Origin of the sequence: Telluria mixta (assembly GCF_029223865.1) — a bacterium.
GTDB lineage: Bacteria > Pseudomonadota > Gammaproteobacteria > Burkholderiales > Burkholderiaceae_D > Telluria > Telluria mixta.
On the sequence record NZ_CP119520.1, the window covers coordinates 39,711 to 64,395 of the forward strand.

Annotated in this window: 23 protein-coding genes; 7 read left to right on the forward strand and 16 right to left on the reverse strand. The window is 66.1% G+C overall.

Translation table 11 applies throughout. The features are described 5' to 3' along the window. Positions 1-87: 87 nt before the first annotated feature. The 3 genes from prpR to P0M04_RS00190 all read left to right on the forward strand — a co-directional run bounded on the left by prpR (position 88) and on the right by P0M04_RS00190 (position 4,425). Entirely contained in the window at positions 88-1,701 is a 1,614-nt protein-coding gene (gene prpR, locus P0M04_RS00180) for a propionate catabolism operon regulatory protein PrpR (protein ID WP_259451977.1), read from the forward strand. A 148-nt stretch (positions 1,702-1,849) separates the two neighbouring features. Beyond that, positions 1,850-3,244, forward strand: a complete 1,395-nt coding sequence (locus P0M04_RS00185) for a pyridoxal-phosphate dependent enzyme (protein ID WP_259451976.1) — start codon at positions 1,850-1,852, stop codon at positions 3,242-3,244. Beyond that, positions 3,241-4,425, forward strand: coding sequence for a trans-sulfuration enzyme family protein (locus P0M04_RS00190; RefSeq protein ID WP_259451975.1), 1,185 nt, complete (start codon positions 3,241-3,243; stop codon positions 4,423-4,425). The genes P0M04_RS00185 and P0M04_RS00190 overlap by 4 nt, the downstream gene beginning before the upstream one ends. A 123-nt stretch (positions 4,426-4,548) precedes the next feature. Here P0M04_RS00190 and P0M04_RS00195 read toward each other — a convergent pair whose 3' ends face one another. From P0M04_RS00195 to clpS, 3 genes are all read right to left on the reverse strand, one after another. Further along, positions 4,549-6,174, reverse strand: coding sequence for a methyl-accepting chemotaxis protein (locus P0M04_RS00195; RefSeq protein WP_259451974.1), 1,626 nt, complete (start codon positions 6,172-6,174; stop codon positions 4,549-4,551). A gap of 156 nt (positions 6,175-6,330) precedes the next feature. Next, positions 6,331-8,631 carry an ATP-dependent Clp protease ATP-binding subunit ClpA gene (gene clpA, locus P0M04_RS00200; protein ID WP_259451973.1) on the reverse strand — a complete coding sequence of 767 codons (2,301 nt, stop codon included), beginning with the start codon at positions 8,629-8,631 and terminating at the stop codon, positions 6,331-6,333. Then, positions 8,628-8,930, reverse strand: a complete 303-nt coding sequence (clpS, locus tag P0M04_RS00205) for an ATP-dependent Clp protease adapter ClpS (RefSeq protein ID WP_027864722.1) — start codon at positions 8,928-8,930, stop codon at positions 8,628-8,630. The genes clpA and clpS overlap by 4 nt, the downstream gene beginning before the upstream one ends. A gap of 326 nt (positions 8,931-9,256) precedes the next feature. On the opposite strand from clpS, the gene cspE reads away from it, so the two are divergent. Further along, positions 9,257-9,460, forward strand: a complete 204-nt coding sequence (cspE, locus tag P0M04_RS00210) for a transcription antiterminator/RNA stability regulator CspE (protein ID WP_036165387.1) — start codon at positions 9,257-9,259, stop codon at positions 9,458-9,460. Positions 9,461-9,593: 133 nt separating this feature from the next. Here the strand turns inward: cspE and icd are convergent, their stop codons facing one another. Then, positions 9,594-10,847 (reverse strand): NADP-dependent isocitrate dehydrogenase, encoded by a 1,254-nt coding sequence (gene icd / locus P0M04_RS00215; protein ID WP_259451972.1) that lies wholly within the window; start codon positions 10,845-10,847, stop codon positions 9,594-9,596. Positions 10,848-11,020: 173 nt separating this feature from the next. Here icd and P0M04_RS00220 point away from each other — a divergent pair, with 173 nt between their 5' ends. Together P0M04_RS00220 and P0M04_RS00225 are read left to right on the forward strand one after the other, a co-directional pair. Further along, positions 11,021-11,587, forward strand: coding sequence for a pseudouridine synthase (locus tag P0M04_RS00220; protein ID WP_259451971.1), 567 nt, complete (start codon positions 11,021-11,023; stop codon positions 11,585-11,587). Positions 11,588-11,720: 133 nt separating this feature from the next. Continuing rightward, positions 11,721-11,930, forward strand: a complete 210-nt coding sequence (locus P0M04_RS00225) for a hypothetical protein (protein WP_259451970.1) — start codon at positions 11,721-11,723, stop codon at positions 11,928-11,930. A gap of 87 nt (positions 11,931-12,017) precedes the next feature. On the opposite strand, the gene P0M04_RS00230 is transcribed toward P0M04_RS00225, so the two are convergent. Then, on the reverse strand, positions 12,018-13,364 hold the full coding sequence (locus P0M04_RS00230) for an IS4 family transposase (RefSeq protein ID WP_281042111.1): 1,347 nt from the start codon (positions 13,362-13,364) through the stop codon (positions 12,018-12,020). A 194-nt stretch (positions 13,365-13,558) separates the two neighbouring features. After that, positions 13,559-13,825, reverse strand: coding sequence for a 30S ribosomal protein S20 (gene rpsT / locus P0M04_RS00235; RefSeq protein ID WP_036237481.1), 267 nt, complete (start codon positions 13,823-13,825; stop codon positions 13,559-13,561). Between the two features lie 178 nt (positions 13,826-14,003). On the opposite strand from rpsT, the gene murJ reads away from it, so the two are divergent. After that, positions 14,004-15,548 (forward strand): murein biosynthesis integral membrane protein MurJ, encoded by a 1,545-nt coding sequence (murJ, locus tag P0M04_RS00240; RefSeq protein ID WP_259452945.1) that lies wholly within the window; start codon positions 14,004-14,006, stop codon positions 15,546-15,548. Here murJ and P0M04_RS00245 read toward each other — a convergent pair. Genes P0M04_RS00245 through P0M04_RS00290 form a run of 10 tightly spaced genes read right to left on the reverse strand, consistent with a single transcriptional unit; the run spans position 15,541 to position 24,665 of the window. After that, a complete protein-coding gene (locus P0M04_RS00245; RefSeq protein WP_259452944.1) occupies positions 15,541-16,257 on the reverse strand; it encodes a type II secretion system protein in 717 nt (238 codons plus the stop codon). The genes murJ and P0M04_RS00245 overlap by 8 nt on opposite strands. After that, positions 16,244-16,618, reverse strand: a complete 375-nt coding sequence (locus P0M04_RS00250) for a type II secretion system protein (protein ID WP_371877403.1) — start codon at positions 16,616-16,618, stop codon at positions 16,244-16,246. Before P0M04_RS00250 ends, P0M04_RS00245 begins: the two co-directional genes overlap by 14 nt. 10 nt (positions 16,619-16,628) lie before the next feature. Continuing rightward, positions 16,629-17,108, reverse strand: coding sequence for a type II secretion system protein (locus P0M04_RS00255; RefSeq protein WP_259452942.1), 480 nt, complete (start codon positions 17,106-17,108; stop codon positions 16,629-16,631). Between the two features lie 7 nt (positions 17,109-17,115). Further along, a complete protein-coding gene (locus tag P0M04_RS00260) occupies positions 17,116-19,254 on the reverse strand; it encodes a secretin GspD/PilQ domain-containing protein (protein WP_307727387.1) in 2,139 nt (712 codons plus the stop codon). Continuing rightward, positions 19,251-19,856: a hypothetical protein gene (locus P0M04_RS00265; RefSeq protein WP_259452941.1), complete on the reverse strand. Its 606-nt coding sequence runs from the start codon at positions 19,854-19,856 to the stop codon at positions 19,251-19,253. The genes P0M04_RS00260 and P0M04_RS00265 overlap by 4 nt, the downstream gene beginning before the upstream one ends. Beyond that, complete coding sequence (locus tag P0M04_RS00270; RefSeq protein ID WP_259452940.1) at positions 19,853-20,434, reverse strand: hypothetical protein; 582 nt, start codon at positions 20,432-20,434, stop codon at positions 19,853-19,855. The genes P0M04_RS00265 and P0M04_RS00270 overlap by 4 nt, the downstream gene beginning before the upstream one ends. Continuing rightward, positions 20,431-20,982: a PilN domain-containing protein gene (locus tag P0M04_RS00275; RefSeq protein WP_259452939.1), complete on the reverse strand. Its 552-nt coding sequence runs from the start codon at positions 20,980-20,982 to the stop codon at positions 20,431-20,433. The genes P0M04_RS00270 and P0M04_RS00275 overlap by 4 nt, the downstream gene beginning before the upstream one ends. Beyond that, positions 20,979-21,797 (reverse strand): hypothetical protein, encoded by an 819-nt coding sequence (locus P0M04_RS00280; protein ID WP_259452938.1) that lies wholly within the window; start codon positions 21,795-21,797, stop codon positions 20,979-20,981. The genes P0M04_RS00275 and P0M04_RS00280 overlap by 4 nt, the downstream gene beginning before the upstream one ends. Continuing rightward, positions 21,790-23,481, reverse strand: a complete 1,692-nt coding sequence (locus P0M04_RS00285; RefSeq protein ID WP_259452937.1) for a GspE/PulE family protein — start codon at positions 23,479-23,481, stop codon at positions 21,790-21,792. The genes P0M04_RS00280 and P0M04_RS00285 overlap by 8 nt, the downstream gene beginning before the upstream one ends. Continuing rightward, positions 23,478-24,665 (reverse strand): type II secretion system F family protein, encoded by a 1,188-nt coding sequence (locus P0M04_RS00290; protein ID WP_259452936.1) that lies wholly within the window; start codon positions 24,663-24,665, stop codon positions 23,478-23,480. The genes P0M04_RS00285 and P0M04_RS00290 overlap by 4 nt, the downstream gene beginning before the upstream one ends. Positions 24,666-24,685: the final 20 nt, after the last annotated feature.

The following is a 24,685-nucleotide window of genomic DNA, read 5'->3' on the forward strand; positions in this document are numbered from 1 at the left end:
TTACGGCTCGCGTAAATGTTTGCGCCCAACCGTTTCAGCGTGAAACCGGATTGAAACATGCGTTGCACATTCATGTACACTTGCAACATGAGTTACCCGACCCGTCCCGCACCCGCGCCGGACCAGGGCGCCGGCAAGCCCGTCATCTGGACGGTCTCCGTGTCGCGCCTGTCCGACCTGTTCCGCCACATCACGCCCGAGTACGACCACCTGGCCCAGATCGAACCGCTGCACCTGGGCTTCGACGAGGCCGCGCGCCACATCCGCGAGCGCATGGCGACGGAACACTGCGACGTCGTCATCGCGGCCGGGTCCAATGCGGCCTACCTGAAAGGACGCGTGTCGGTGCCGGTCGTCGTCGCGACCGCGAGCGGCTTCGACGTCATGCAGGCCCTGTCGCGCGCGCGGCGCATGTCCGTGCGCATCGGCCTCGTCCATTACCAGCGGCCCGTGGCGGAACTGGCCGAGTTCGCGGCCACGTTCGGCCTCGCCGTCGAGCAGCGCACGTACGTCACGGAAGACGATGCGCGCGCCAGCATCGCCGAGCTGAAGGCGGCCGGGGTCGAGGTGATCGTGGGCGCCGGACTGATCACGGACCTGGCCGAGGAAGCGGGCCTCAAGACGGTGTTCGTCTACTCGTTGGACTCCATCCGGCGCGCGTTCGACGACGCCCTCGAGATGGCGCGCCTGACCCGCCTCGAAAGCGGACGCGGACGGCGCGTGGCCGCCGCCGACAGCCGGCGCGCGCGCCGCGGCCTGGCCGACCTGCGCGGCGAGTCGCCCGCGATGGAACGGCTGCGCCAGACGGTCGTGCTGTACGCGCGCTCGCCGGCGACGGTGCTGATCCAGGGCGAGACGGGCAGCGGCAAGGAACTCGTCGCCCAGGCCATCCACCGCGAAAGTCCGCGGCGCGGCGCGAACCGCCCGTTCATCGCCGTCAACTGTGGCGCGATCGCCGAGTCGCTGCTGGAATCGGAACTGTTCGGCCACGAGGAAGGCGCGTTCACGGGCGCGCGCCGCGGCGGCCACGCGGGCCTGTTCGAGGCGGCGGACGGCGGCACCCTGTTCCTCGACGAGATCGGCGAAATGCCGCTCGCGCTGCAGACGCGCTTGTTGCGCGTGCTCGAGGAGCGCGAGGTGATGCGCGTGGGCGGCACGCGTCCCGTGCCCATCGACGTGCGCGTAATCAGCGCCACGCACTGCGACCTGGAAGCGAGAGTGCGCGAGGGGCGCTTCCGCGCAGACCTGTTCTATCGCCTGGCCGTGCTGCGCCTCGCCCTGCCCCCGCTGCGCGCCCGCCCCGAGGACGTCCCGCAACTGGCCGAGTGGGCGCTGAAGAACGCTCTCGCCGCGCTGAGCGCCCGGCCGCATCCGAACCTGGCGGCCGAGATCGCGGCGTGCGCCCCGCTGTTGCAGGCCTATGCCTGGCCGGGCAACGTGCGCGAGCTGCGCAACCTGATGGAACGGCTCGCCCTGTTCCTCGCCGCCGAGCCGCTGCAGGCGCTGACGCCCGCGTTCCTGTTGTCCGTGGCGCCGGAGCTGGGGGCGCTGCCGGCCGTCCGTGCGGTTGCGCCACCGACGCAGGCCCAGGAGAGCCTGGCCGACGTGCTGGCGCGCTTCGACGGCCAGCGCGACGCGGCCGCCCGCTACCTCGGCATCAGCCGGACGACGTTGTGGCGCCGGCTGAAGGCGGGTGGCTGACGCCGGGTCGATCTTTAATTCCGACCAACCCACACATCCGCGAAAAGCCGTATTATTATTTTTTTACTACGGCCTGGTGCCCGACCGGTGCCAGCTTTCCGATGCGCCACCCATGAGGTAGCGCACCGCCCGTCCGCACGGAGGCAATATGCAAGACTTGTCGCAAGCTGCACTGTTTTCGCTGATCGGCAACACCCCCATGGTGGAAGTGACCCGCATGGACACGGGCCCCTGCCGCCTGTTCCTCAAGCTCGAATCCCAGAACCCCGGCGGTTCCATCAAGGACCGCGTCGGCCGCGCCATGATCGAGGCGGCGGAGCGCGACGGCCGCCTGCAGCCCGGCGGCACCGTCGTCGAAGCGACGGCCGGCAACACGGGGCTGGGCCTCGCGCTCGTCGCGCGCATCAAGGGTTACCGCGTCGTGCTCGTCGTGCCGGACAAGATGGCGTCCGAAAAAATCCTGCACCTGAAAGCCCTCGGCGCCGAGATCCACCTCACCCGCTCCGACGTGGGCAAAGGGCACCCCGAGTACTACCAGGACTACGCGGCGCGGCTCGCGCGCGAGATTCCCGGCGCCTGGTTCGCCGACCAGTTCAACAATCCCGCCAACCCGACCGCGCACGAGACCACCACCGCGCCCGAGACCACCACCGCGCCCGAGATCTGGGACCAGATGCGCCATGAACTGGACGCCATCGTCGTGGGTGTCGGCTCGTCCGGCACGTTGACGGGCCTGTCGCGCTTTTTCGCGCGCGTGCAGCCGGACCTGGAATTCGTGCTGGCCGATCCGCAGGGCTCGATCCTGGCCGACTATATCAAGACGGGACAAGTCAGCGACGTCTCCGGCTCCTGGGCCGTCGAAGGCATCGGCGAGGATTTCATCCCGTCCATTGCCGACATGTCGCGCGTGAAGACGGCATATTCCATCAGCGACGAGGAAAGCTTCAACACGGCGCGCGAACTGCTGCGCCAGGAAGGCATCCTGGCCGGTTCCTCGACGGGCACCCTGCTCGCGGCCGCGCTGCGTTACTGCCGCGCGCAGACGACGCCCAAGCGCGTCGTGACCTTCGTCTGCGACACGGGCACGCGCTATTTGACCAAGGTGTACAGCGACGGCTGGATGGTCGACCAGGGCCTGCTGCACCGGCCCCGCATGGGCGATCTGCGCGACCTGATCGGCCGCCGCTTCGACGACGGTGAAGTCATCACCGTGTCCCCGACCGATACCCTGCTGACCGCCTTCAACCGCATGCGCAGCGCCGACCTCGCGCAGATGCCGGTCATCGACAAGGGCAAGCTCGTGGGCCTGATCGACGAGTCCGACCTGCTGCTGCACGTGACCAGTGACAGGGAACACTTCAAGGCGCCGGTGTCCGGTACGATGACATCCGACCTGCAGACGCTGGCGCCCTCCGCGAGCATGCAACAGCTGCGCGACATCCTCGACCGCGGCCTGACCGCCGTCATCGTCGACGGCGACCGTTTCTACGGCCTGATCACCCGCTTCGACCTTCTCAACCATCTGCGCAGGACTCTCACGTGAGCCATTCAGACGACAACCAGCAACGCCACATCGCCACGCGCGTCATTCACGGCGGCCAGGCGCCCGACCCCACGACGGGCGCCGTGATGCCGCCCATTTACGCGACATCGACCTTTGCCCAGGAAAGCCCGGGCGTGCACAAGGGACTGGACTACGGCCGCTCGCACAACCCGACCCGCTGGGCGCTGGAGCGCTGCGTGGCCGACATCGAAAGCGGCGGCGCCGCGTACGCGTTCGCATCCGGCCTCGCGGCCATCGCGGCCGTACTCGAACTGCTGCCGGCCGGCTCGCACATCGTGGCCGGCGACGACATGTACGGCGGCACCTACCGGCTGTTCGAGCGCGTGCGCCGCGCCAGCGCCGGCCACGATTTCACGTACGTCGACCTGACGGACCCGCTGGCGCTCGCGAACGCGCTGCGGCCGGAGACGAAGATGGTGTGGGTCGAGACACCGACGAACCCGATGCTCAAGCTGGCCGACCTGCATGCGATCGCGCAGCTGTGCCGCGAGCGCGGCGTGATGACGGTGTGCGACAACACGTTCGCGAGCCCCATCAACCAGCGGCCGCTGGAACTGGGCATCGACATCGTCGTGCACTCGACGACGAAGTACATGAACGGCCACTCGGACGTCATCGGCGGCGTCGCCGTCGTCGGTGGACACGCGCACCAGCAGGCGTGGCGCGAGCGCCTTGGCTTCATCCAGAATGCCGTCGGCGCCATCCAGGGACCGTTCGACAGTTTCCTCGTCCTCCGCGGGATCAAGACGCTGGCCCTGCGCGTGGAACGCAGCAACAGCAACGCGCTCGACCTGGCGCAGTGGCTGCAGGGCAAGGCAAGGGTGCGGCACGTCTACTACCCTGGCCTGGCATCGCATCCGCAGCACGAATTGGCAAGACGCCAGATGCACGGCTACGGCGGCATCATTTCCATCGATCTCGACACGGACATCGCCGGCGCCCGCCGTTTCCTGGAACAGTGCGAGATCTTCACCCTGGCCGAGAGCCTGGGCGGCGTCGAGAGCCTGATCGAGCATCCGGCCATCATGACACATGCGACCATTCCGGCGGACCAGCGGGCGCGGCTCGGGATCGGCGACGGGTTGATCCGGTTATCCGTCGGGATCGAGCACGTGGAGGACCAGCGGGCTGACCTGGCGCGGGCGTTGGCGGCGATTTAAGACGAGGCGCACGCACGTCGTCCCCGCGAAGGCGGGGACCCAAGTTCTGCATGCGCTGTCGAAACGCGTGCACATTGGATTCCCGCCTTCGCGGGAATGACGTTGATAAGAGTTGCCGGCTCCTCAGACGTACGCCGGTGCCGGCAGCGCAAGACCCGGCTCGTCCTGGCTGTCGTCGACGAGCACGTGACGCGTCATCTCGCCCCCGCGCACACGGAACGTGGACACCACGTCCGTCAACTCTTCCGCCTGCGCCCGCATCGTGGCCGCCGCGGCGGCCGCCTGCTCGACCATCGCGGCATTCTGCTGCGTCGCCTCGTCCATCTCGGCGATGACGCCGCGCACGCGCGCGATGCCGGCCGCCTGTTCCGAACTGGCGCCGTCGATCGCGTGCAGCAGGTCGGCCACCTGCTGGACACGGTCGAGGATCTCGCGCATCGTGTCGCCCGCCGCGCTGGCGATGCCGGCGCCGGACGCGATGGCCAGCGTCGACTCGCCGATCAGGTGCTTGATTTCTTTTGCTGCCGATGCGGAATGCTGGGCCAGGTTGCGCACCTCGCCGGCAACCACCGCAAAGCCGCGGCCCTGCTCGCCCGCACGCGCCGCTTCGACGGCCGCGTTCAGCGCCAGGATATTCGTCTGGAACGCGATCCCGTCGATCATCGCCGTGATGTCGCCGATGCGTGCGGCCGACTGGCGGATCGTCTCCATGCGCTCGACCATCTGCCCGACGGCGCCGGCACCGTCCTTCGCCACGCCGGACGCGGCCAGCGCGAGCTCGTTGGCGTCGTGGGCGTTCACGTGGTTCTGTTCGACGGCCTCGGTCAGGTCGGCCATCGCCTGCACGGTCGCATGCAGGCTGCGCGCCTGCGCTTCCGTGCGGTGCGACAGGTCGCGGTTGCCGGCCGCGATCTCGGCCGACGCGCCGTCGATCATGCGGGCGCTGTCCAGCACTTTCACGACGGTGGCCGACATGCCGTCCGTCATGTGGTTCAGCGCATCGAACAATCGGCCGATCTCGTCGCCTCTGGCGTGGTCGATGGTGGCGGCGAGATCGCCCGTCGCGACGCGCTCGGCCAGCACGACGGCATCCTGCAGCGGCGTCACGATGCTGCGCGTGAGCAGCCAGCCGGCGGCACAACCGACGAGCAGCGCGGCCACGCCGAATGCGGGCAACAGCACGCGGCTGAGGGCGAATGCCTGCGCGGACGTGGCGGCCAGCGCATGCGCCTCGCGGGTCTGCCAGGCCAGCAGCGCATCGAGTGCGCCCGTGTAGGCGTCGAAGGTCGTGGCCATGTCGCCGGCCGCCAGCTGCTCGACCTCCTGCGTCTTGCCGAGATCCTTTGCCTGGAACACCTGCCGGCGGACGTTCATGTAGGCGGCCTTGCGCTCGACGGCGGTGTCGATCAGCGCGCGCTCGCCCGGCATGGTCGGCAACGCCGCCAGCTTCGCTTCGAGCGCGGCCACGTTCTTTTCGCCCTGCACGAGCATGGCCTGGAAATAATCGCCCGCCTCGAGGCTGTCGCTGCGGGCGATGGCGACCGCGCGCACGCCGTTCAGGCGCGTGACGCCCAGCAGCTCGGCCGTCAGCTGTTGCCGGGCCAGTTTATTGTTGACGAGGTCGTTCGTGATGGCGTCGGCGGCATGCATGCGCCACAGCGCGACGAGGGAAATGATGACGATGGCAAGGGACACCACGGCAAAGGCGCCGATGATCTTGGTGCCGGTGGAAAGCTGTGCGAGTCGCATGGGGCTATGTCCGGATGGGAGGGATGCGACCGATTATAGAAATGCCTTATGACAACAAAATGACGATGTGTGACACCCATGCATTCTTTTGTGACATGAGAATGACGAAAAAAAAGCCCGCACAAGGCGGGCTTTTCTGCAGCGATACGGGATCGCTTATTCGATCTCGACGGTCTCGACAGGCTCCGGCGGCGGCGGGACGTCGCCTTCCGGGAACTCGAGGAACACATCGTCCTTCTCGTTCAGGTCGACCGTGACGCGGCCACCGTTCACGAGACGGCCGAACAGCAGTTCGTCGGCCAGTGCCTTGCGGATCATGTCCTGGATCAGGCGCGACATCGGACGGGCACCCATCAGCGGATCGAAACCTTTCTTCGCGAGGAACTTGCGCAGTTTCTCGGTGAAGACGGCTTCCACTTTCTTCTCGTGCAGCTGCTCTTCCAGCTGCATCAGGAACTTGTCCACGACGCGCAGGATGATGTCCTCGTCCAGCGCGCGGAAGCTGATGATCGCATCCAGGCGGTTGCGGAACTCAGGCGTGAACATGCGCTTGATGTCGGCCATCTCGTCGCCCTGCGCCTTCGAATCCACGAAGCCCACCGAACGCTTGGTCAGGCTTTCCGCACCTGCATTCGTGGTCATGATGATGATCACGTTGCGGAAGTCCGCCTTGCGGCCGTTGTTGTCGGTCAGCGTGCCATGGTCCATCACCTGCAGCAGGATGTTGAAGATGTCCGGATGAGCCTTTTCGATCTCGTCCAGCAGCAGCACCGCATGCGGCTTCTTGGTGATGGCCTCGGTCAGCAGGCCGCCCTGGTCGAAGCCGACGTAGCCCGGCGGCGCACCGATCAGGCGCGACACGGCGTGACGCTCCATGTACTCGGACATGTCGAAACGCACCAGCTCGATGCCGAGGATGAACGCCAGCTGCTTCGCGACTTCCGTCTTGCCGACGCCGGTCGGACCGGAGAACAGGAACGAACCGATCGGCTTGTCCTGCTTGCCGAGGCCGGCGCGGGCCATCTTGATCGCGGCCGACAACGCTTCGATGGCCGGGTCTTGCCCGAACACGACGTTGCGCAGGTCGCGGTCGATGGTCTGCAGCTTGCTGCGGTCGTCCTGGTTGACGGTCTGCGGAGGGATCCGCGCGATCTTCGCGATGATGTCCTCGATCTCGGTCTTGCCGATGGTCTTCTTCTGCTTCGACTTCGGCAGCACGCGCTGGGCCGCGCCCGCTTCGTCGATCACGTCGATCGCCTTGTCCGGCAGGTGACGGTCGTTGATGAAGCGAGCGGCGAGCTCGGCCGCGGTCGACAGCGCCGACGCCGAATACTTCACGCCGTGGTGCTCTTCGAAGCGCGACTTGAGGCCGCGCAGGATCTGCACGGTCTGCTCGATCGACGGCTCGTTCACGTCCACTTTCTGGAAGCGGCGGGACAGCGCATGATCCTTCTCGAACACGCCGCGGAATTCCGTGAACGTGGTCGCGCCGATGCACTTCAGCTGGCCGTTCGCGAGGGCCGGCTTGAGCAGGTTCGACGCGTCGAGCGTGCCGCCCGATGCCGAGCCGGCGCCGATGATCGTGTGGATCTCGTCGATGAACAGGATGCCGTTCGGCGTGTCCTTGAGCTGCTTCAACACCGCCTTCAGGCGCTGCTCGAAGTCGCCGCGGTACTTGGTGCCCGCCAGCAGCGCGCCCATGTCCAGCGAATACACGACGGCATTCTGCAGGATCTCGGGCACGTCTTCCTGGACGATGCGCCATGCCAGGCCCTCCGCGATCGCGGTCTTGCCGACGCCGGCCTCGCCCACGAGCAGCGGATTGTTCTTGCGGCGGCGGCACAGGATCTGGATCACGCGGTCCACTTCCTCTTCGCGTCCGATCAGCGGATCGATGCGGCCATCGGCGGCAGCCTTGTTCAGGTTCGTGGTGAACTGATCCAGCGGGCTTTCCTTGGTCTGGCCTTCGACCTGCGCTTCTTCCACGCCTTCCGACGCCTTCTGGCTGTCGATCTGCTGGTCCTTGCGCACGCCGTGCGAGATGAAATTGACCACGTCGAGACGGGTCACGCCCTGCTGGTGCAGGTAGTAAACGGCATGCGAGTCCTTCTCGCCGAAGATCGCCACGAGCACGTTCGCGCCGGTGACCTCCTTCTTGCCGTTCGACGCCGACTGGACGTGCATGATCGCGCGCTGGATCACGCGCTGGAAGCCCAGCGTCGGTTGGGTGTCGACTTCGCCGGTACCCGGCACGGTCGGAGTGTTATCGCCGATGAAATTCGTCAAGGTCTTACGCAGGTCTTCGATATTGACCGCGCACGCACGCAGGACTTCAGCGGCCGACGGGTTGTCGAGCAGCGCCAGAAGCAGGTGTTCGACCGTGATGAACTCGTGTCGAGCCTGCCGCGCTTCGACAAAGGCCATGTGTAGAGATACTTCCAATTCCTGCGCAATCATACTTCCTCCATCACGCACTGCAGGGGGTGGCCTGCCTTGCGCGCATGCGTTAATACAAACTCCACTTTGGTACACGCTATATCTTTGGAAAACACGCCGCACACCCCTTTACCATGGCGGTGTACAGAAAGCATGATCTGCGTCGCCGTCTCGCGATCCTTGTTGAAGTACTCCTGAATGATGGCGACCACGAACTCCATCGGCGTGTAGTCGTCATTGAGCAACGCCACCTGATACAACGGAGGTGGCTTGACTGTCTGCCGCTCCAGCAGCTGTTCGGTATCGTGCTTGGTTGCCATAGGGGTATTCTAAATTGCTTTCGATCTTCGTGTGTGCGGAAACTAACGCTCAAGGTAATCCCATTTGCTTTCCATCTTACGCGTTTTCCAGTTGGAGCGCAGATGGCGGTTCCATTGCGAAAATCAAGAGCTTGATTTTCAGCCACTATGTAAATTTTTACAACGCGTGTTCAAAACCGCTTGACTTACGAGATTCTTGCGCCAACAATGCAGTTATTGACATGTACTTATGTACTTGTTGATAAGAAGTGAGCAGGCTGAGGAGGGGGCAAGAAGCTTCTTGCTTTTATGGCTCGTGTGATTTGTTTTTAATCGAAGGTTATTTTATGGCAACAGGTACTGTTAAGTGGTTCAATGATTCCAAAGGTTTTGGCTTCATCACCCCTGATGACGGCGGCGAAGATTTGTTCGCGCACTTCTCCGCGATCAATATGAACGGTTTTAAGACCCTCAAAGAAGGTCAAAAAGTCCAATTCGAAGTCACGCAAGGCCCGAAAGGCAAGCAAGCTTCCAACATCGTCGGCGCGTAAGCACCCTCCGGAAGCAAAGAACCCCGCTTCGGCGGGGTTTTTTTTATGGTCCCGCCACCACGCATCATCCCCGCCTGCAAACAAAAAAGCCCCGTACGCATACGGGGCTTGATCTGCGTCAATAAGACCGCGCTTACATATTCTCGATCATCACGTCGCCGAAGCCCGAGCACGACACCTGGGTCGCGCCTTCCATCAGGCGCGCGAAGTCATAGGTGACGCGCTTCGACGCGATCGCCTTTTCCATCGAGCTGATGATGAGGTCGGCCGCTTCCGTCCAGCCCATGTGGCGCAGCATCATCTCGGCCGACAGGATCAGCGAACCCGGGTTCACGTAGTCCTTGCCCGCATACTTGGGCGCGGTGCCGTGGGTCGCTTCGAACATCGCGACGGAGTCGGACATGTTGGCGCCCGGCGCGATGCCGATGCCGCCGACCTGGGCCGCCAGCGCGTCCGAGACATAGTCGCCGTTCAGGTTCAGGGTAGCAATCACGCTGTACTCGGCCGGACGCAGCAGGATCTGCTGCAGGAACGCGTCCGCGATCGAATCCTTGACGACGATGTCCTTGCCCGTGCGCGGGTTCTTGAACTTGCACCACGGCCCGCCGTCGATCAGCTCGGCACCGAATTCACGCTGCGCCAGCGCATAGCCCCAGTCGCGGAAGCCGCCTTCCGTGTACTTCATGATATTGCCCTTGTGGACAATGGTGACGGACGGCTTGTCGTTGTCGATCGCGTACTGGAGCGCCTTGCGCACGAGACGCTCCGTGCCCTCGCGCGACACCGGCTTGATGCCGATGGCGGACGTCTCCGGAAAGCGGATCTTGCGCACGCCCATCTCGCGGGTCAGGAATTCGATGACCTTCTTCGCCTCGGCCGACTCGGCGGCCCATTCGATGCCCGCGTAGATGTCTTCCGAGTTCTCGCGGAAGATGACCATGTCCGTCTTGTGCGGTTCGCGCAGCGGCGACGGCACGCCATTGAAATAGCGCACGGGGCGCAGGCAGACATACAGGTCGAGTTCCTGGCGCAGTGCCACGTTCAGCGAGCGGATGCCGCCGCCGACCGGCGTGGTCAGCGGGCCCTTGATCGACACCACGTACTCGCGCACGCAGTCCAGCGTTTCGGTCGGCAGCCAGACGTCCGGGCCATACACCTGCGTCGACTTCTCACCGGCAAACACTTCCATCCACGCGATCTTGCGCTGGCCGCCGTACGCCTTCGCGACGGCCGCGTCGACGACCTTCAGCATCACCGGGGTGATGTCGACGCCGGTGCCATCGCCTTCGATATAGGGAATGACCGGCTGGTCGGGGACGTTCAGCGAGAAGTCCGCGTTGACGGTAATCTTTTGACCATCGGTAGGTACTTTGATATGTTGATACATCATGTTCTCCGAAGTGGGCACGCGGCGGCGGCGGACCGCCAGGTCTGCGATCTCCATTAGAATAGTGGGCTGGCCGTCGTCTTGTCTAAGACGCAACACTGGCACAACATTATGCACCAGTATTGATCGCGACGGGCCAGAGGCTCGCTATTTTGCTCCAAAATCCATCCTTCATGTCCCTCATCCTGTTCAACAAACCCTTCCAGGTACTGTGCCAGTTCTCGCGCGAGGACGAGCGCGAGACCCTCGCCGACTACCTCGACATCCCGAACATCTACCCGGCCGGCCGGCTCGACGCCGACAGCGAAGGCCTGATGCTGCTGACGGACGACGGCCGCCTGCAGCACCAGATCGCCCATCCGGACCACAAGGAAGCGAAGACCTATTTAGTACAACTGGAGGGCGTCGCCGACCGCGCCAGCCTGGACCGCCTGCAGGCCCCGATCGACCTGGGCGACTTCATCACGAAACCGTGCCGCGCGAACCTGATCGCGGCACCGGAATGGCTGTGGCCGCGCAACCCGCCCATCCGCGTGCGCCACGACAAGCCGACGAGCTGGATCGCGATCACGCTCGAGGAAGGGAAAAACCGCCAGGTGCGCCGGATGACGGCTGCCGTCGGCCTGCCGACGTTGCGCCTCGTGCGCTCAGCCATCGGGCCGTTTTCGCTGGCGACGCACCCGCTGATGCCGGGCGAATGGATGAAGGTGCCGGCCGCTACCGTGGGCGCCAAGCGGTGATCGCTTGAGGCAGATCAACCTTTCCAAACGTTAATGTAGGGCGGGCAAAAGACTGTCAACCAGCAATTCCGGGCTGCCGTTAAGGGGGCAGATTCACCGTTGTGGATCATCTTCTTCTTTAAAGGAACCCGAAATGTCCAAACTGATCGCTGGCCTGGTTGCTTCCCTGTTCGCCGTTTCCGCTTTCGCCGCCCAGGCTCCGGCCCCGGCCGCCGCTCCGGCTGCAACGGCCACCGCCGAGCCGGCCGCCGCTCCCGCGAAGAAAGTGAAGAAGCACCACAAGAAGGCCAAGAAAGCCGCCGCAGTCGACGCCGCCGCTCCGGCCGAACCGGCAGCCAAGTAAGCCTACTTGGCACATCCAGGCAGCCTGCGGGCTGCCTTTTTTTATGTCAATTTCCCAGAACCGGGGTCAGACCCTAATGCCAGTCAGTTAAGCGGGGCTGGCATGTTTTGTTGGGTACTTGGATTTCCTGGATTTTATTGTTCTCGGATATGAGCGTGTTCGTCGCTCTGGTAGAAGGTAGGCACGTGCTTGTTCACGTAGCCATGCCAATCGCTTGGGGAAGGTGCCGGGTGTTTCGAGCGGCCAGTGGTACAGCGCGGTAACGATGGCCAGGGCCAGCCATTGGAAGCTGAGGCGCTGCGGTGGCACGTTCAGTTCAGTGGCCATCTGGGCAATTTCATGGCGCAGCAGGTTGTAGGCGATCAACATTCCCCATACTTCCTGGCGCACGAGTTCCGGCAGCCTGCTGCGCAGGACAGGCGCTTTTTTCAGCATGCCTTGCTTCATTTCCCTGAAACCGAGTTCGATCTCCCATCGCTGCACGTAGTGTGCGGCGACGTCACGCGCGGGGAAACGATGCGCATCGCACAGCGAGGTGAGAAATCGTCGAGGCTGTCCGCCCACCGTGCATTCGATCAGTCTAGCCTGCCAGTGCGAGGGAAGATCCGGATGCTGCCGACGCGCCTGAGGTGAGACGGGAAGCCGTACCAGACAGTCACCGGGAGCCACCTGGCAGACTACCTCATAACACAGCGAGGTTTTGGTGCGTATCAGCCAATGCTTTTGCAGGCCCGACCGTTGCCAGTCCAGTAGAAACGCGGCCGAGAAATAGGCTCGATCAAAAATCGTGAGCGAGTTATCAGGCGCAGCCTGTATCAGTGTCTTTGCATAGCTCAGCTCACCTGTCTGGCACTCTCCGAAGTCGACGGCGCGCAGCAGGTGACTGTGGGTATCCATCAGGCAGACGGCACGCAATTGCGGCCAAGCGCCATCACGTCCGTCACCTCCCCGGGGCCGGCCAAACTCCCTTTCGTTTTCTGGCGTGCTCGGCACCGACCAGACCACGCCATCAACAGCATAACTGCGCAGGCCATGAAACAGCGCACTCTCCGCTGGGGCACGCTCACCCCAGCAGCTTGCCGTCCGCTTGAACAGCCATTCCAATGGGGCTTCGCCTAAACGCTCACGCCCCGCCACTGAAGCACTGGGGACAGGTGTGCTGGCTGCCGGGCCATCGGCAAGATCGAGCTGTTTGACGATATGCCAGATCGGCTCGTTTCGAAACAATGCCAGTCCAATTACCAGCCAGACCATCCGATCGGCCGGTAACCGACGACGACGCACCGACACAGTGCCAGTCTGTTGCAAAGCCTCATCGATCCACGCCGGATCGATAAGGCTGGCGAAACGGTCAAATTCCTGCGGCGTCAGCGAGGCCGAGTAATCCAGGTCAAGTTGCAGAGCCATGATAGAAAACGGATTTACGTTGAACATAAATCCGTTCTAGCCCTTGGATCGCGTCGGTCAAGTCCTTAAGTGACCGGCATTAGGTCAGACCCCGGTTTTGGGCAACAGGTCATAGGCAACGGGTTTTGGACAACAAAAAACCCGCCGGACGCAAGTCGGGCGGGTTTCTCATCCACGCTCAGCGCGCGACCAGGGCCGCGCGGGCGTTACCGTCGGGTGTATTAAGCCGACAGGGCCTTGATGGCGGCAGCCAGGCGGCTCTTGTGGCGAGCGGCCTTGTTCTTGTGGATGATTTTCTTGTCAGCGATGCTGTCGATGGTCGACACGGACTGCTGGAAGATTTGCGAAGCAGCGGCCTTGTCGCCAGCCTGGATGGCCTTTTTGACGGCCTTGATTGCGGTACGCAGGGTCGAGCGCTGAGCCGAGTTGTGTGCGTTTTGCTTGACTGCTTGACGAGCGCGCTTGCGCGCCTGTGCGGTATTTGCCATGGAATTTCCTAATCGGGGTCAAGTTGCGTTTGCAAACATTCAAACCGGCCCATTCCAGTGCCTGCCAAACGAGTGTCTGCTAACAGAATTCAATACAGCCCTCGATTATAGCGAAGGTTTCATCGAAGGGCAAATCCTGGTTCGTTTTTGTGCAATAGCCCAGCTATAATCGCGGGCTATGAACCTACTCAAGACCCTGGCAGCCATCTCGAGCATGACGATGCTGTCCCGTATCACCGGCCTGTTGCGCGACTCCCTGTTTGCCCGCGCGTTCGGCGCCAGCGACTATACCGACGCCTTCAACATCGCCTTCCGCCTGCCCAACCTGCTGCGCCGCCTGTTCGGCGAAGGCGCGTTCTCGCAGGCGTTCGTGCCGATCCTGGCCGAATACAAGAGCCAGAAAGGCGACGCCGCCACCCGCACCCTCATCGACCATGTCGCCAATACCCTCGTGTGGGCGACGCTCGTGACGAGCGTCATCGGCATCATCGGCGCGCCCGTCGTCCTGTACGTGATCGCCAGCGGCCTCGAAGGCCCGGCATTCGACGCCGGCGTCGTCATGACCCGCCTGATGTTTCCGTACATCCTGTGCATGTCGTTCGTCGTGCTGGCCGGCGCCGTGCTGAATACCTGGCGCGAATTCAAGATCCCCGCGTTCACTCCCGTCCTGTGGAATTTGTCCTCGATCTTCTTCTCGCTGTTCATGGTGAAGTACTTCGACGTGCCCATCTATTCGATGGCCGTGGCCGTGATGGTCGGCGGCGTGCTGCAGGTCGGCATCCAGATCCCCGCGCTGAAGCGCATCGGCATGCTGCCGCGCCTGTCGATCAACCCGTTCGCCGGCCTGTCCGATCCGGGCGTGCGCCGCATCCTCAAGAAGATGGGGCCGGCCGTGTTCGCCGTGTCGGCCGCACAGATCAGCCTGCTCATCAACACGAACATCGCGTCGCGCCTGGGTGCCGGCAGCGTCTCCGTGCTGCAGTACGCCGACCGCCTGATGGAATTCCCGACCGGCATGCTGGGCGTGGCGCTGGGCACGGTGCTGCTGCCCAGCCTGTCTAAGGCGAATGCCGATGGCGACCCCGTCGAATACTCCGCCTTGCTCGACTGGGGCCTGCGGTTGACGTTCCTGCTCGCGCTGCCGGCCGCCGTCGGCCTCGCGACGCTGGCTGAACCGCTGATCGCCACCCTGTTCAACTACGGCGCGTTCAACGCCCGCGCCGTCACGGCCGCCACGGCACCGCTGATGGCGTATGCGGCCGGCCTGCTCGGCATCATCCTCGTCAAGATCCTGGCCCCGGCCTTCTATGCGCGCCAGGACATCCGCACGCCGGTCAAGATCGCCGTCGGCGTGCTCGTCGCCACGCAGCTGATGAACCTCGTGTTCGTGCCGGTGCTGGGCGTGGCGGGCCTCGCGCTGTCGATCGGTCTCGGTGCCTGCATCAACGCGAGCTTCCTGTTCACGGGCCTGCGCCGGCGCGCGATCTACGTGCCGCATGCGGGCTGGCTGCCGTTCTTTTCGAAAGTCGTCGTGGCCGTCGCGCTGATGGGTCTCGTTGCGTGGTTCAGCCAGGCGCAGCTCGACTGGGCGGCGCTGCGCGCCCATCCCCTGCTGCGCGCGGGCGCCCTGTTCCTCATCATTGGCGTGTCCGCCGCCGTGTATTTCGCCGTGCTGCTGGCGCTGGGCTTCCGGCCGCGCCACTTCATGCGCCGCGCTAAGTAGCCGGGGCGGCCTCGCGGTTCTGCGCCGCGGGCTCGCCCTCTTTCTCTTCCTTCTCCGGCGGCGCATCGGCGCCCGGCGCCTGTTCGGCCGGCGCAGGCGGCGTCGCGTCCCGCTCGGGAAACAGCGACGGCTGCTGCGGCGGCGTGCCCGCGGACGGGTCCTGGAACAGCGACGGCTGGCCGGGCATCTGCGGCTTGCCCTGCGCGAGTATCTCGCCCTGCATCAGCGCCTGCCCGGTCGCCACGAACTTCCAGTCCGAGACGTATTTCTTGTTCTCGAACCCGGAAAAGCGCTTGTCGAAATTCGCCACCTTCAGCGGGGTCGCCTTCGACAGGCTGTACACGGCCAGCACGCCGCGCCGGTCGCCTGGATTGGCCCAGACGACGCCCCACTCGGCCTTGCCCGTCAGCGGGTCGACGAAGATCTTGCGCAAATGCCGGCGCACGCCGGGAAAGCGCGGATCCTTCAGCAATTCCTGCAGCGACGGCGGCTGCGGCGGCTGGCCCTTCGGCGTCGCCTCGGCATAGGTACGCAGGGCTTCGCCGAACGCGGCGCCGATATCCAGCAGTTCTTCCTCGGCGGCCGCGCGCCGCAGCAGCGCGTCGACCTTCAGCGTGGCCGCGCCGACGAGGCCGATCACGGTCACGAAGATGATGAGGCCGAGGTACGTGAAGCCGTCCTCGCGCCCGGGCGCCTTACCATTCCGCATAGGGTGTGCCGTTGCGGCCCGTGCCCGGCGCGCCGCTGCGGATATTGTAGATGCCGCCCTTGTCGCCGTCTTCCGGGGGGACGACGATCCACGCCGAGTCGCTGTCCGCGATCGGGTCGAACGGCAGCGCCGGCAGGTATTTTTTCTCGACGAGCTGCTGCAGCGATTCCGGATAGCGTCCCGTGTCTTCGTGAAACTGGTCGATGACGGCGCGCGTGTTGCGCAGGTTCTCGGCCAGGATGGTTTCCTTGGTGCTGTCGACCTTCGGGAAGAAGCGCGGCGCCGCGAGCGTGAGCAGCAGCGCCACGATGCCCAGCACCACCAGCAGTTCGATCAGCGTGAACCCCCGCGTACGTTTCATGGTCATCTCTTCACCAGCGGTTGTAGGGGATGCCGTTCAGTCCGACCTTGCCGGAAGTCGAGAAGACGTCGTACACATCGTCGCCCTCCTTCGGCTCGTCCGGCTCGCTGGCGTAGCTGCGCTTGCCCCACGTCTCGGCATCCTTCAGATCCGGGTCCCCGTTGAACGGGTCGCGCGGCAGCCGACGCAGAAAATAGATCTTCGCCTTCTTCGGGCTGCGCTGGTCCGGCACGCCCTCGACCAGCACCTCCAGCTTCGACGGATAGCCGCTGGCGCCGGCCTGGCGCGCCACGCGGCCTTCGTCGCCGGCCTTCTTGTACGCGTCGAGGGCGGCGCGGATCTCGCGCAGCGCCACGCGCAGTTCCTGTTCGTGGCGGCGCTGCAGCGCGATCTGCGCGGTCGGCACCACCAGCGTCCCGAGCAGCGCCAGGATCGCGAGCGTGACGAGCAGCTCGATCAGGGTAAAGCCGCGCGCGCGCCGGGTACTCATCGAACGCTTACTTCTGGTTCGGGAACGCGGCCTGCGACGCCGGCACGCGGTTGCCCGCCGGCTGCACGGGCGTGACCTCCGGCTGCGGCAGCGGCGTGATGTCGATCGGCGGCGCGGACGGCAGTTCCGACGGCGACGCGGACGGCGGCGCCGGCGGCAGCGTGCCGGTCGCGCCGACGCTGGTGGCCGGCACCATGCCGGTTTCCCCGATCACGGGCAACGGTGCCGGCGGCTGCGCGGCTGCCTGCGGCTGTGCGGCTGCGGCGGGCGGCTGCCCTGCCTGCGCCTGCGGGGCGCCGGCGGCCGGCGCGGGCGCGCGCGCCGGCGCAGCTCCCGGCACCGCACGCGCACCCTGCGCCGGAATCTGCACCGGCGTGCGCACGTTCGTGTCGGGACGGCGCCGGAAGCTGGCCTCCGTGCCGGCGCTGAATTCCGAGCTCGATGCCGGCGGGCGCTGCAGGTTGCGGATCAGGTGCGGCGTGATCGACAGCACGACCTCGGTCTTGTTGCGCGTGTCCTGCTGGCTGCCGAACAACCGGCCCAGTATCGGCAGGTCGCCCACGCCCGGCAGCTTCGTGCTGCTGGAACGGTCCTCGTTCTTGATCAGGCCCGCCAGCACCTGGTTCTCGCCATCCTTCAGCTGCAGCATCGTGGACGCCGAGCGCGTGCCGATGCGGTAGGCCGTCGTGCCGCCCTTCGTCGTCACGGTGTCGACGAGGTTGCTGACTTCCAGCGAGATGCGGATGCCGACTTCGTTGTTCAGGTAGATCGTGGGCTCGACGTCCAGCTTCAGGCCCACGTCGACATAGTTCACGGATTCGGAGGCGAAGCCGCCCACGCCCGACGAGATGGTCGTCGTGATGGTCGGCAGCTTGTCGCCGATGACGACCTTGGCCTTTTCCTTGTTGCGCACGCGGATGCGCGGCGCGGCCAGGGTGTCGGAATCGCCGTCCGTCTTGCTCGCGGTGACGGAGCCGGCGACGCCCGTCACGCCGATCGTGCTGCCGTTCAGGTGGCGCAGCTGGTCGATCGTGATCGCGCTGCCGGCCGTCGACTGCAGCGGCGTGAACGACAGGCTCGTGGGCCAGTCGACCCCCAGGTCGAGCAGGCGGTTGCGCTGCACCTCCAGCACTTCGACGTCCAGCATCACCTCGGCCTCCGGCACGTCCTGCAGCGCCACCAGCTGCGACGCCAGCTTCACGGCTTCCGGCGTGTCGCGCAGGATCACGAGGTTGAGCTTCTCGTCCACGACGACGTCTTTCGATTTCAGGATCGTCTTCAGCGTGTTGCCGATGGACTTCGCTTCCGCATTGGCCAGGTAGAAGGTCTTCACCGTCATCTCCTGGTATTCCTTCTGCTTGGCCGCGATGTTCGGGTAGATCAGGATCGTGTTGCCGTCCATGACCTGGCGTTCCAGCTGGTTCGTCATCAGCAGGTAATACACGGCCGCTTCCACCGTGCTGTTCTTCAGGAAGACCGACGCACGCTGGTCCGTCTTGACGTCCTTGTCGAACAGGAAGTTCAGGCCTGAGTGGCGCGCGATGACTTCGAAGATCTGCTTGATGGGCGCGTCGCGGAATTCCAGGTTGATGGGCGTGCGGAACGCGGCCGCCAGCGCCGCCTCGGGCGAATTCGCGGCGATCTTCTCGTTCACCTCGACCAACAGCCGCCGCGCGGGCTCGTAGGTCGGGCGCTCCGTCAGGATGGCGGTCAGCTTCGCCTTCGCCGTGTCGTAATCCTTGCGCTCCAGCGCGGCCTGCGCTTCGCCCATCAACACACCGTGGCGGCGGTCCGCGTCGACCTGGCGCAGGCCGGCGCGGGCGCGGTCGTTGAGCGGATCGAACGCCAGCACGCGCCGGTAGTCGGCGACGGCCAGATCCACCTTGCCGTCGGCCAGCTCACGGTCGGCCTGCGGCAGCAGGCGGTTCGTGGCGGCGTCGCGCGCGCGCAGGAACGCGGTCTTGTACTGGACGTTGGACGGATCGGCGGCCAGCGCTTCCTGGTATTTCGTGAGCCCGGCCTCGACCTTGTCCTGGGCCACGAGCTCGTTTCCTTCGCGGTAGGCCATTTGGGCCGCGCAGCCGGACAGCAGGATGGCGAGTAGCGCCGGGAGCAGGCGGCGGGCCAGAGTGGGGCGAGCGATCAATCGAATACTCCAATATTGAGCTGCTGGATTTGATTCAGCGGCAGGTAGGTCAGGGTCAGGACCGGCGGCGCGATGGACTCGACGCGGTACGTCCCGTCGATCACGGCCCCCTTCTCGCGCACGACGTACGTGCGGTCGCCGCGCGCCAGATAGACTTCCCAGGCGCCGTCGCCGACGGACTTGCCGATGAACGTGAACGGCAGCGGCGGCGCGGTCGGCGGCGGTGGCGGCGGCGCGGGTTGCGGCGGCGGGGGCGGAGGCGGCGGCGGTGTCCAGTCCTGGTGCGCGAACGGACCGGCACCATTCTGCCCCTGGCCGAACGCGGCCTCGCTGTCCCCGATCAGCACGTCGCGCGGCACCAGCGCGAGGATCTGTTGTCCCGCGGGCGCTTCGCCCGCCTTCGCCGCGGCGACGACCGGCACGGGCGCCGAGGTGGGAGCAGAAGCGGCGGTGTGCACGAGCGCCGCCTTCGCGGCGGGACGCTCGACCGGCTCGGCGATGCTGCCCTCCGGCGACCGGTCGCCGAACAAGGCCAGCAGCGCGGCGCCGACGAGGGCCAGCGCGAGGATCGCGTGGCGCGGCTTGATATCGGCCTTCTTCATGACGGGTCCGTCCCGTCGCGCAGGTACAAGGTCAGCTTCAGGCGCGCGTCCACCGTCGCGTCGCCGATGCCGTCGCGGCGGAAGGTGATCTCGTCCAGCGACGCGAACGGGATCGTGCGCAGCGCCGCCATCGCGAACTGCCAGATCGCCGCATAGCTGCCTTTCACGGGCAGGTTGACCTGGTACGTGTATACCTTCGCATTGCGGTCGTAGCCCGGCTTGTACTCGCCCTGGCGCAGCACGAGGCCCGACCTGGTCGCGAGGCTGAACAGCGTTTTCACCTGCTGCTCCGCGGTCCCGCGCGCGCCCAGTGCGCCGTAGAAGGCGGTGAGGTTGTCCAGCGCCTGCACGGGCGCGGGTGCCGGCACGGGTTCCGGTGCGGTTGCCACCTGCGCCTTTTGCTTCGCCTGCGCGGCGCGGGCGGCCTGTGCCCGTTCCATCGTCCACACGGCATTCAGGGTCCACGCCAGCGCGCCCGCCATGACGAGCACGAGGATGCCGGCCGCCAGCACGAGCGGATTCGCGCGCAGCAGCACGATGCGCAGGCGCAGCAGCGGTGAGGTCAGCGCCGTCTTCATCGTGCGGACCTCCACTGCGCATCGATCTGGAAGCGGATCGGCCGGTTCGCATCCTGTTCGTTGATCTCGTGACGCGCCAGCAAAACGGTCGTGAACCACTCGACGCGCTGCAGCGCCTCGACGTAGGCGATCATGTCGTCGCTGTTCTTCGCTTCCGCCGTGATGCGCACGCTGCTCTTCCGCGCGTCCGGTTCCAGCGCCAGCAACGCGATGGTGGCGGGCGTCGCCGCCTGGACGGCGTCGTGCAGCCCGCGCCACGGCAGGTTGAGCTGCTGCACGGACGCGTTCACGGCGCCGGCCTGCGCGGGCGGCACCGTGCGCGCCGGCGCGGCGACGGGCGTGCGCGCCACGGCGCGTGCCTGCGCCTGCGCGACCTGCGCCGTCCGCTCTGCCTCCACGCGCTGCAGGCTGCGGTATTGCGCAACCCCGCTCGCGAGCGGCCCCGCCAAAGCCAGAGCGACAAGCAACAGGCTCCACGTGCCGCGCGGCGCGCGGTGCCACGTGCGCGCGAGGCCGGGCGGCGCGAAATCGATGCGGACCTTCTTCATGGCGCCCTCCCCGTCAGCGCGAGCCGAGCGCAATCCGGCCACAGCGGATCGGTCTCGTCCTCGAACAAGGTGCAGGCGAATTTCAGCCGGCCCGCGCTGCTCGCCCAGCCCTTCGGCGCCGGACCGCAGACCTGCAGGCGCTCCGGCCGCGACAGGCCGACGCGCAGCGCCTCGCGCGCCACATGGCCCTCGAGCCAGTCGCGGTCCGCGCCCGGCGGGATCGGCGCCGTGCGCACGGCCGCGAGCAGGTCGCCGTCGAACGCGGCAATACTCAATACGCCACCGTGCACGACGCCGAACCACGCGCCCGTACGGCGCACGCGGCGGTGCTGGTTCAGCGCCGCGACGAATTGCGGCACGATCTCGACCAGTTTGAAGCGTTGGGAGGACGCGGCCGTCGTCAGTTGTTCGAGCAGGGACAGGGGCAACGCGGCCGCGAGGAACGGGCGCGCGGCATCCCAGTCCGCGCTGATCGTCCACCCGGCAGCGCCGCCGAACAGCGACTGGAAGCGCAGCATGGCCGCCGCTTCCAGGTCGGCGAGGCGCGTCGCGCCTTCCGGCGGCGTCACCTGCCACAGGCGCGCGAGGTCGTCGGCCAGCACCACCGTCGCCGGCAGGCCGGCCACGTCGTGTTCTCCCAGCAGCATGCCCAGCGCCGCACCGAGCGACACGGGGTCGGCGCCCGTCGCGGCCACCTGGCCGAGCAGGCGTGCGCGCTCGTGCGGCCAGATGCTGGTGCGCACGAGCGCCAGCGCGTCCGGCGCGATGCCGATGCGCAGCGACTGGCCGAAGCTCGACTTGAAACCATTAAGCATGCAGCGTGACCCTCCGGATTTCCTCGATCGTGGTGGCCCCGCGTTTCACGAGGTCCAGCGCCGCCAGGCGCAGGCTGCGCGTGCCGTTGGCGGCGGCGGCCGCCTTGATGCGGCGGATCGGCTGTTTGTCGACGATCAGTTCGCGGATCTCGTCGTTCAAGGTCAGGATCTCGGCGATCGAGCGGCGGCCCTTGTAGCCGGTGCCGCGGCAATCGCCGCATCCCAGGCCGTGCATGAACTGGTAATCGTGGACGTCCGCACGCGTCAGGTGCGCAGACGCCAGCTCGTCATCGGAAGGCGTGTACTGGACCACGCAGCGGGGGCAGTTCATGCGGATCAGGCGCTGGGCCCAGATGCCGTTCAGCGCCGACACGAACGCGTACGGATCGATGCCCATGTGCGTGAAGCGGCCGAACACGTCGAACACGTTGTTGGCGTGGACCGTCGTCAGCACGAGGTGGCCCGTCAGCGCCGACTGCACCGCGATCTCCGCCGTCTCGCGGTCGCGGATCTCGCCGACCATGATCTTGTCCGGGTCGTGGCGCAGGATCGAGCGCAGGCCCTTCGCGAACGACAGGCCCTTCTTTTCGTTGACGGGGATCTGCAGGATGCCGGGCAGCTGGTATTCGACCGGGTCCTCGATCGTGATGATCTTTTCGCGGCCGTTGTGGATCTCGGTCAGCGCCGCGTACAACGTGGTGGTCTTGCCGGAGCCCGTCGGTCCCGTCACGAGCAGCATGCCGTACGCCTCCTGCGCGAGCATCCTGAGCGTGGCCAGCGACGGCGCGTCGAAACCCAGCGCTTCCAGGGTGAGCGAGCCGTAGGCTTCGATCATCGCGCGCTTGTCGAGGATACGGATGACGGCATCCTCGCCGTGGATGCTGGGCATGATCGACACGCGCAGGTCGATCTCGCGCCCGGCCGATTCGACGCGGAAGCTGCCGTCCTGCGGGACGCGGCGCTCGGCGATGTCCAGCTCCGCCAGCACTTTCAAACGCGAGATGATGTGCTCCGCCAGTTCGATGCCGCCGACGGACGCGGCGTGATCGAGCACGCCGTCCACGCGGTACTTGACGGCGAGGCCGCCCGCGGTGCTCTCCAGGTGGATGTCGGAGGCGCCGGCCTTCAATGCGTCGTACAAGGTCGAGTTCACGAGCTTGACGGCGGGGCTCGCGGCTTCCGACACGGACGCGAACGACAGCACGGTCGCGCTCTTGCCGTCGCGCCGGCCTTCGCCGCTGTCGCCGACCAGCGTGTCGACGGCGCGCGCGGATTCCTCCTGCTTGCCGAGATAGGCCTGGATATCGGATTGCAGCGCCAGCCGCAGGTGCAGCGGAGCAGCCGCCGTCGCGCCGGCCTGCGCCTGCAGCCACGTCTGCAGGTCGAGATCGAACGGGTCCGCGATCACGCCCGTCAGGTTCTTGTCGTCGTCGCGCAGCAGCACGCAATGGCGCGCCAGCGCCTGCGCCAGCGGCAGCAGGTCGAACGCGGGCTGCTGGCCGAACATCTCGGGCGTTTCCATCGTGGCGAGGCCGAAAGGCTCGGCCAGCAGGCGCACGATTTCGCGCGGCTCCAGGCCGGACAGGCCTTGCAGTTCTTCGACGAGGGAGCGGCGCGATTGCCGGCTCTGCACGCGGGCGCGCGCCAGCAGTGCGCCGTCCAGCACTATGGGTAGCGCGTTCACGACATGTCTCCGGCAAGGTCGAAAATAGGCATGTACAGCAGCACGACGATGGCGCCGACGACGAGGCCGATGGCCGCCATCAGCAGGGGTTCGAAGGTCCGGGTGAAGCGGTCGATCCAGCGGCCGATCTCGCCGTCGTAGAAGGCGGCCGAGCGCGTGAGCATCGTGCCCATCGCGCCCGTGCGCTCGCCGACGCGCAGCATGCGCAGCGAGATCGGCGTCGTCAGGCCGTTTGCCTCGAACGCGTCGGACATCGGCCGTCCCGCCTCGATCGCGGCGCGCGCCGCCTTCAGGCCGCCGGCGATACCGGGCGATACCATGCCCTGCACGGTATCGATCGCGTTCACGAGCGTGATGCCGCCTTCGTTGAGCATGCCCAGCGTGAGGTAGAGGCGCGACAGTTCGTAGATGCGGGCGCGCTCGCCGATGCCGGGCAGTTTCGCCAGCAGGCGCGCCGCACCGCCCTGCTTCAGCGCGCGCCGGATGGCCCACGCGGCCAATGCGACGAAGGTCACGAAGCCGATGAGGAGTCCGCCCGCATGCCTGCCTGCGAACTGGCCCCAGTCCAGCATCAGGCGCGACATCCACGGCAGGTTGCGGCCCGCGCCCTGGTACACCTCGGCGAAGCGCGGCACGACGTACGACATCAGGAAAATGCTCACGCCGCCGCCCACGAGCAGCAGGATCGCCGGGTAAATGGACGCGCTCACGACCTTGGCGCGCACGGTGTCGATGCGCTGCTGGTATTCGATATAGCGTTCGAGCGCGCGCGGCAAATCGCTCGTCCCCTCGGCAGCGCGCACGATGCCCACGTACAGGGGCGGGAACAGCGCGGGCTGCGCCGCCATCACGGTGGACAGGCGCTTGCCTTCGCGCAGGCCGGCCAGCAGCCGTTCCAGCACGCCGCGCGTGGCGGGACTGGTTTCCTTTTCCAGCAGCGCTTCCAGCCCTTCGACGATGCCCAGGCCCGCCGTCAGCAGCGCCAGCAGCTCCTGGCTGAACAGCACGAGCGACAGCTTGCCGCCGCGCTGGCGGCGCAGCAGCGGCGCCTGCACGGGTTCGATCGCGCTGACGAACAGCCCGCGCGCCTCGACTTGGCGGCGCGCGTCCGCCTCGTCGATGGCGTCGACGAGCACGCTGGCGATGCGCATGTCGGGCGCAAGGGTGCGAACCGCGAACTGCATGGGAGCGACAGGCGGGAAGC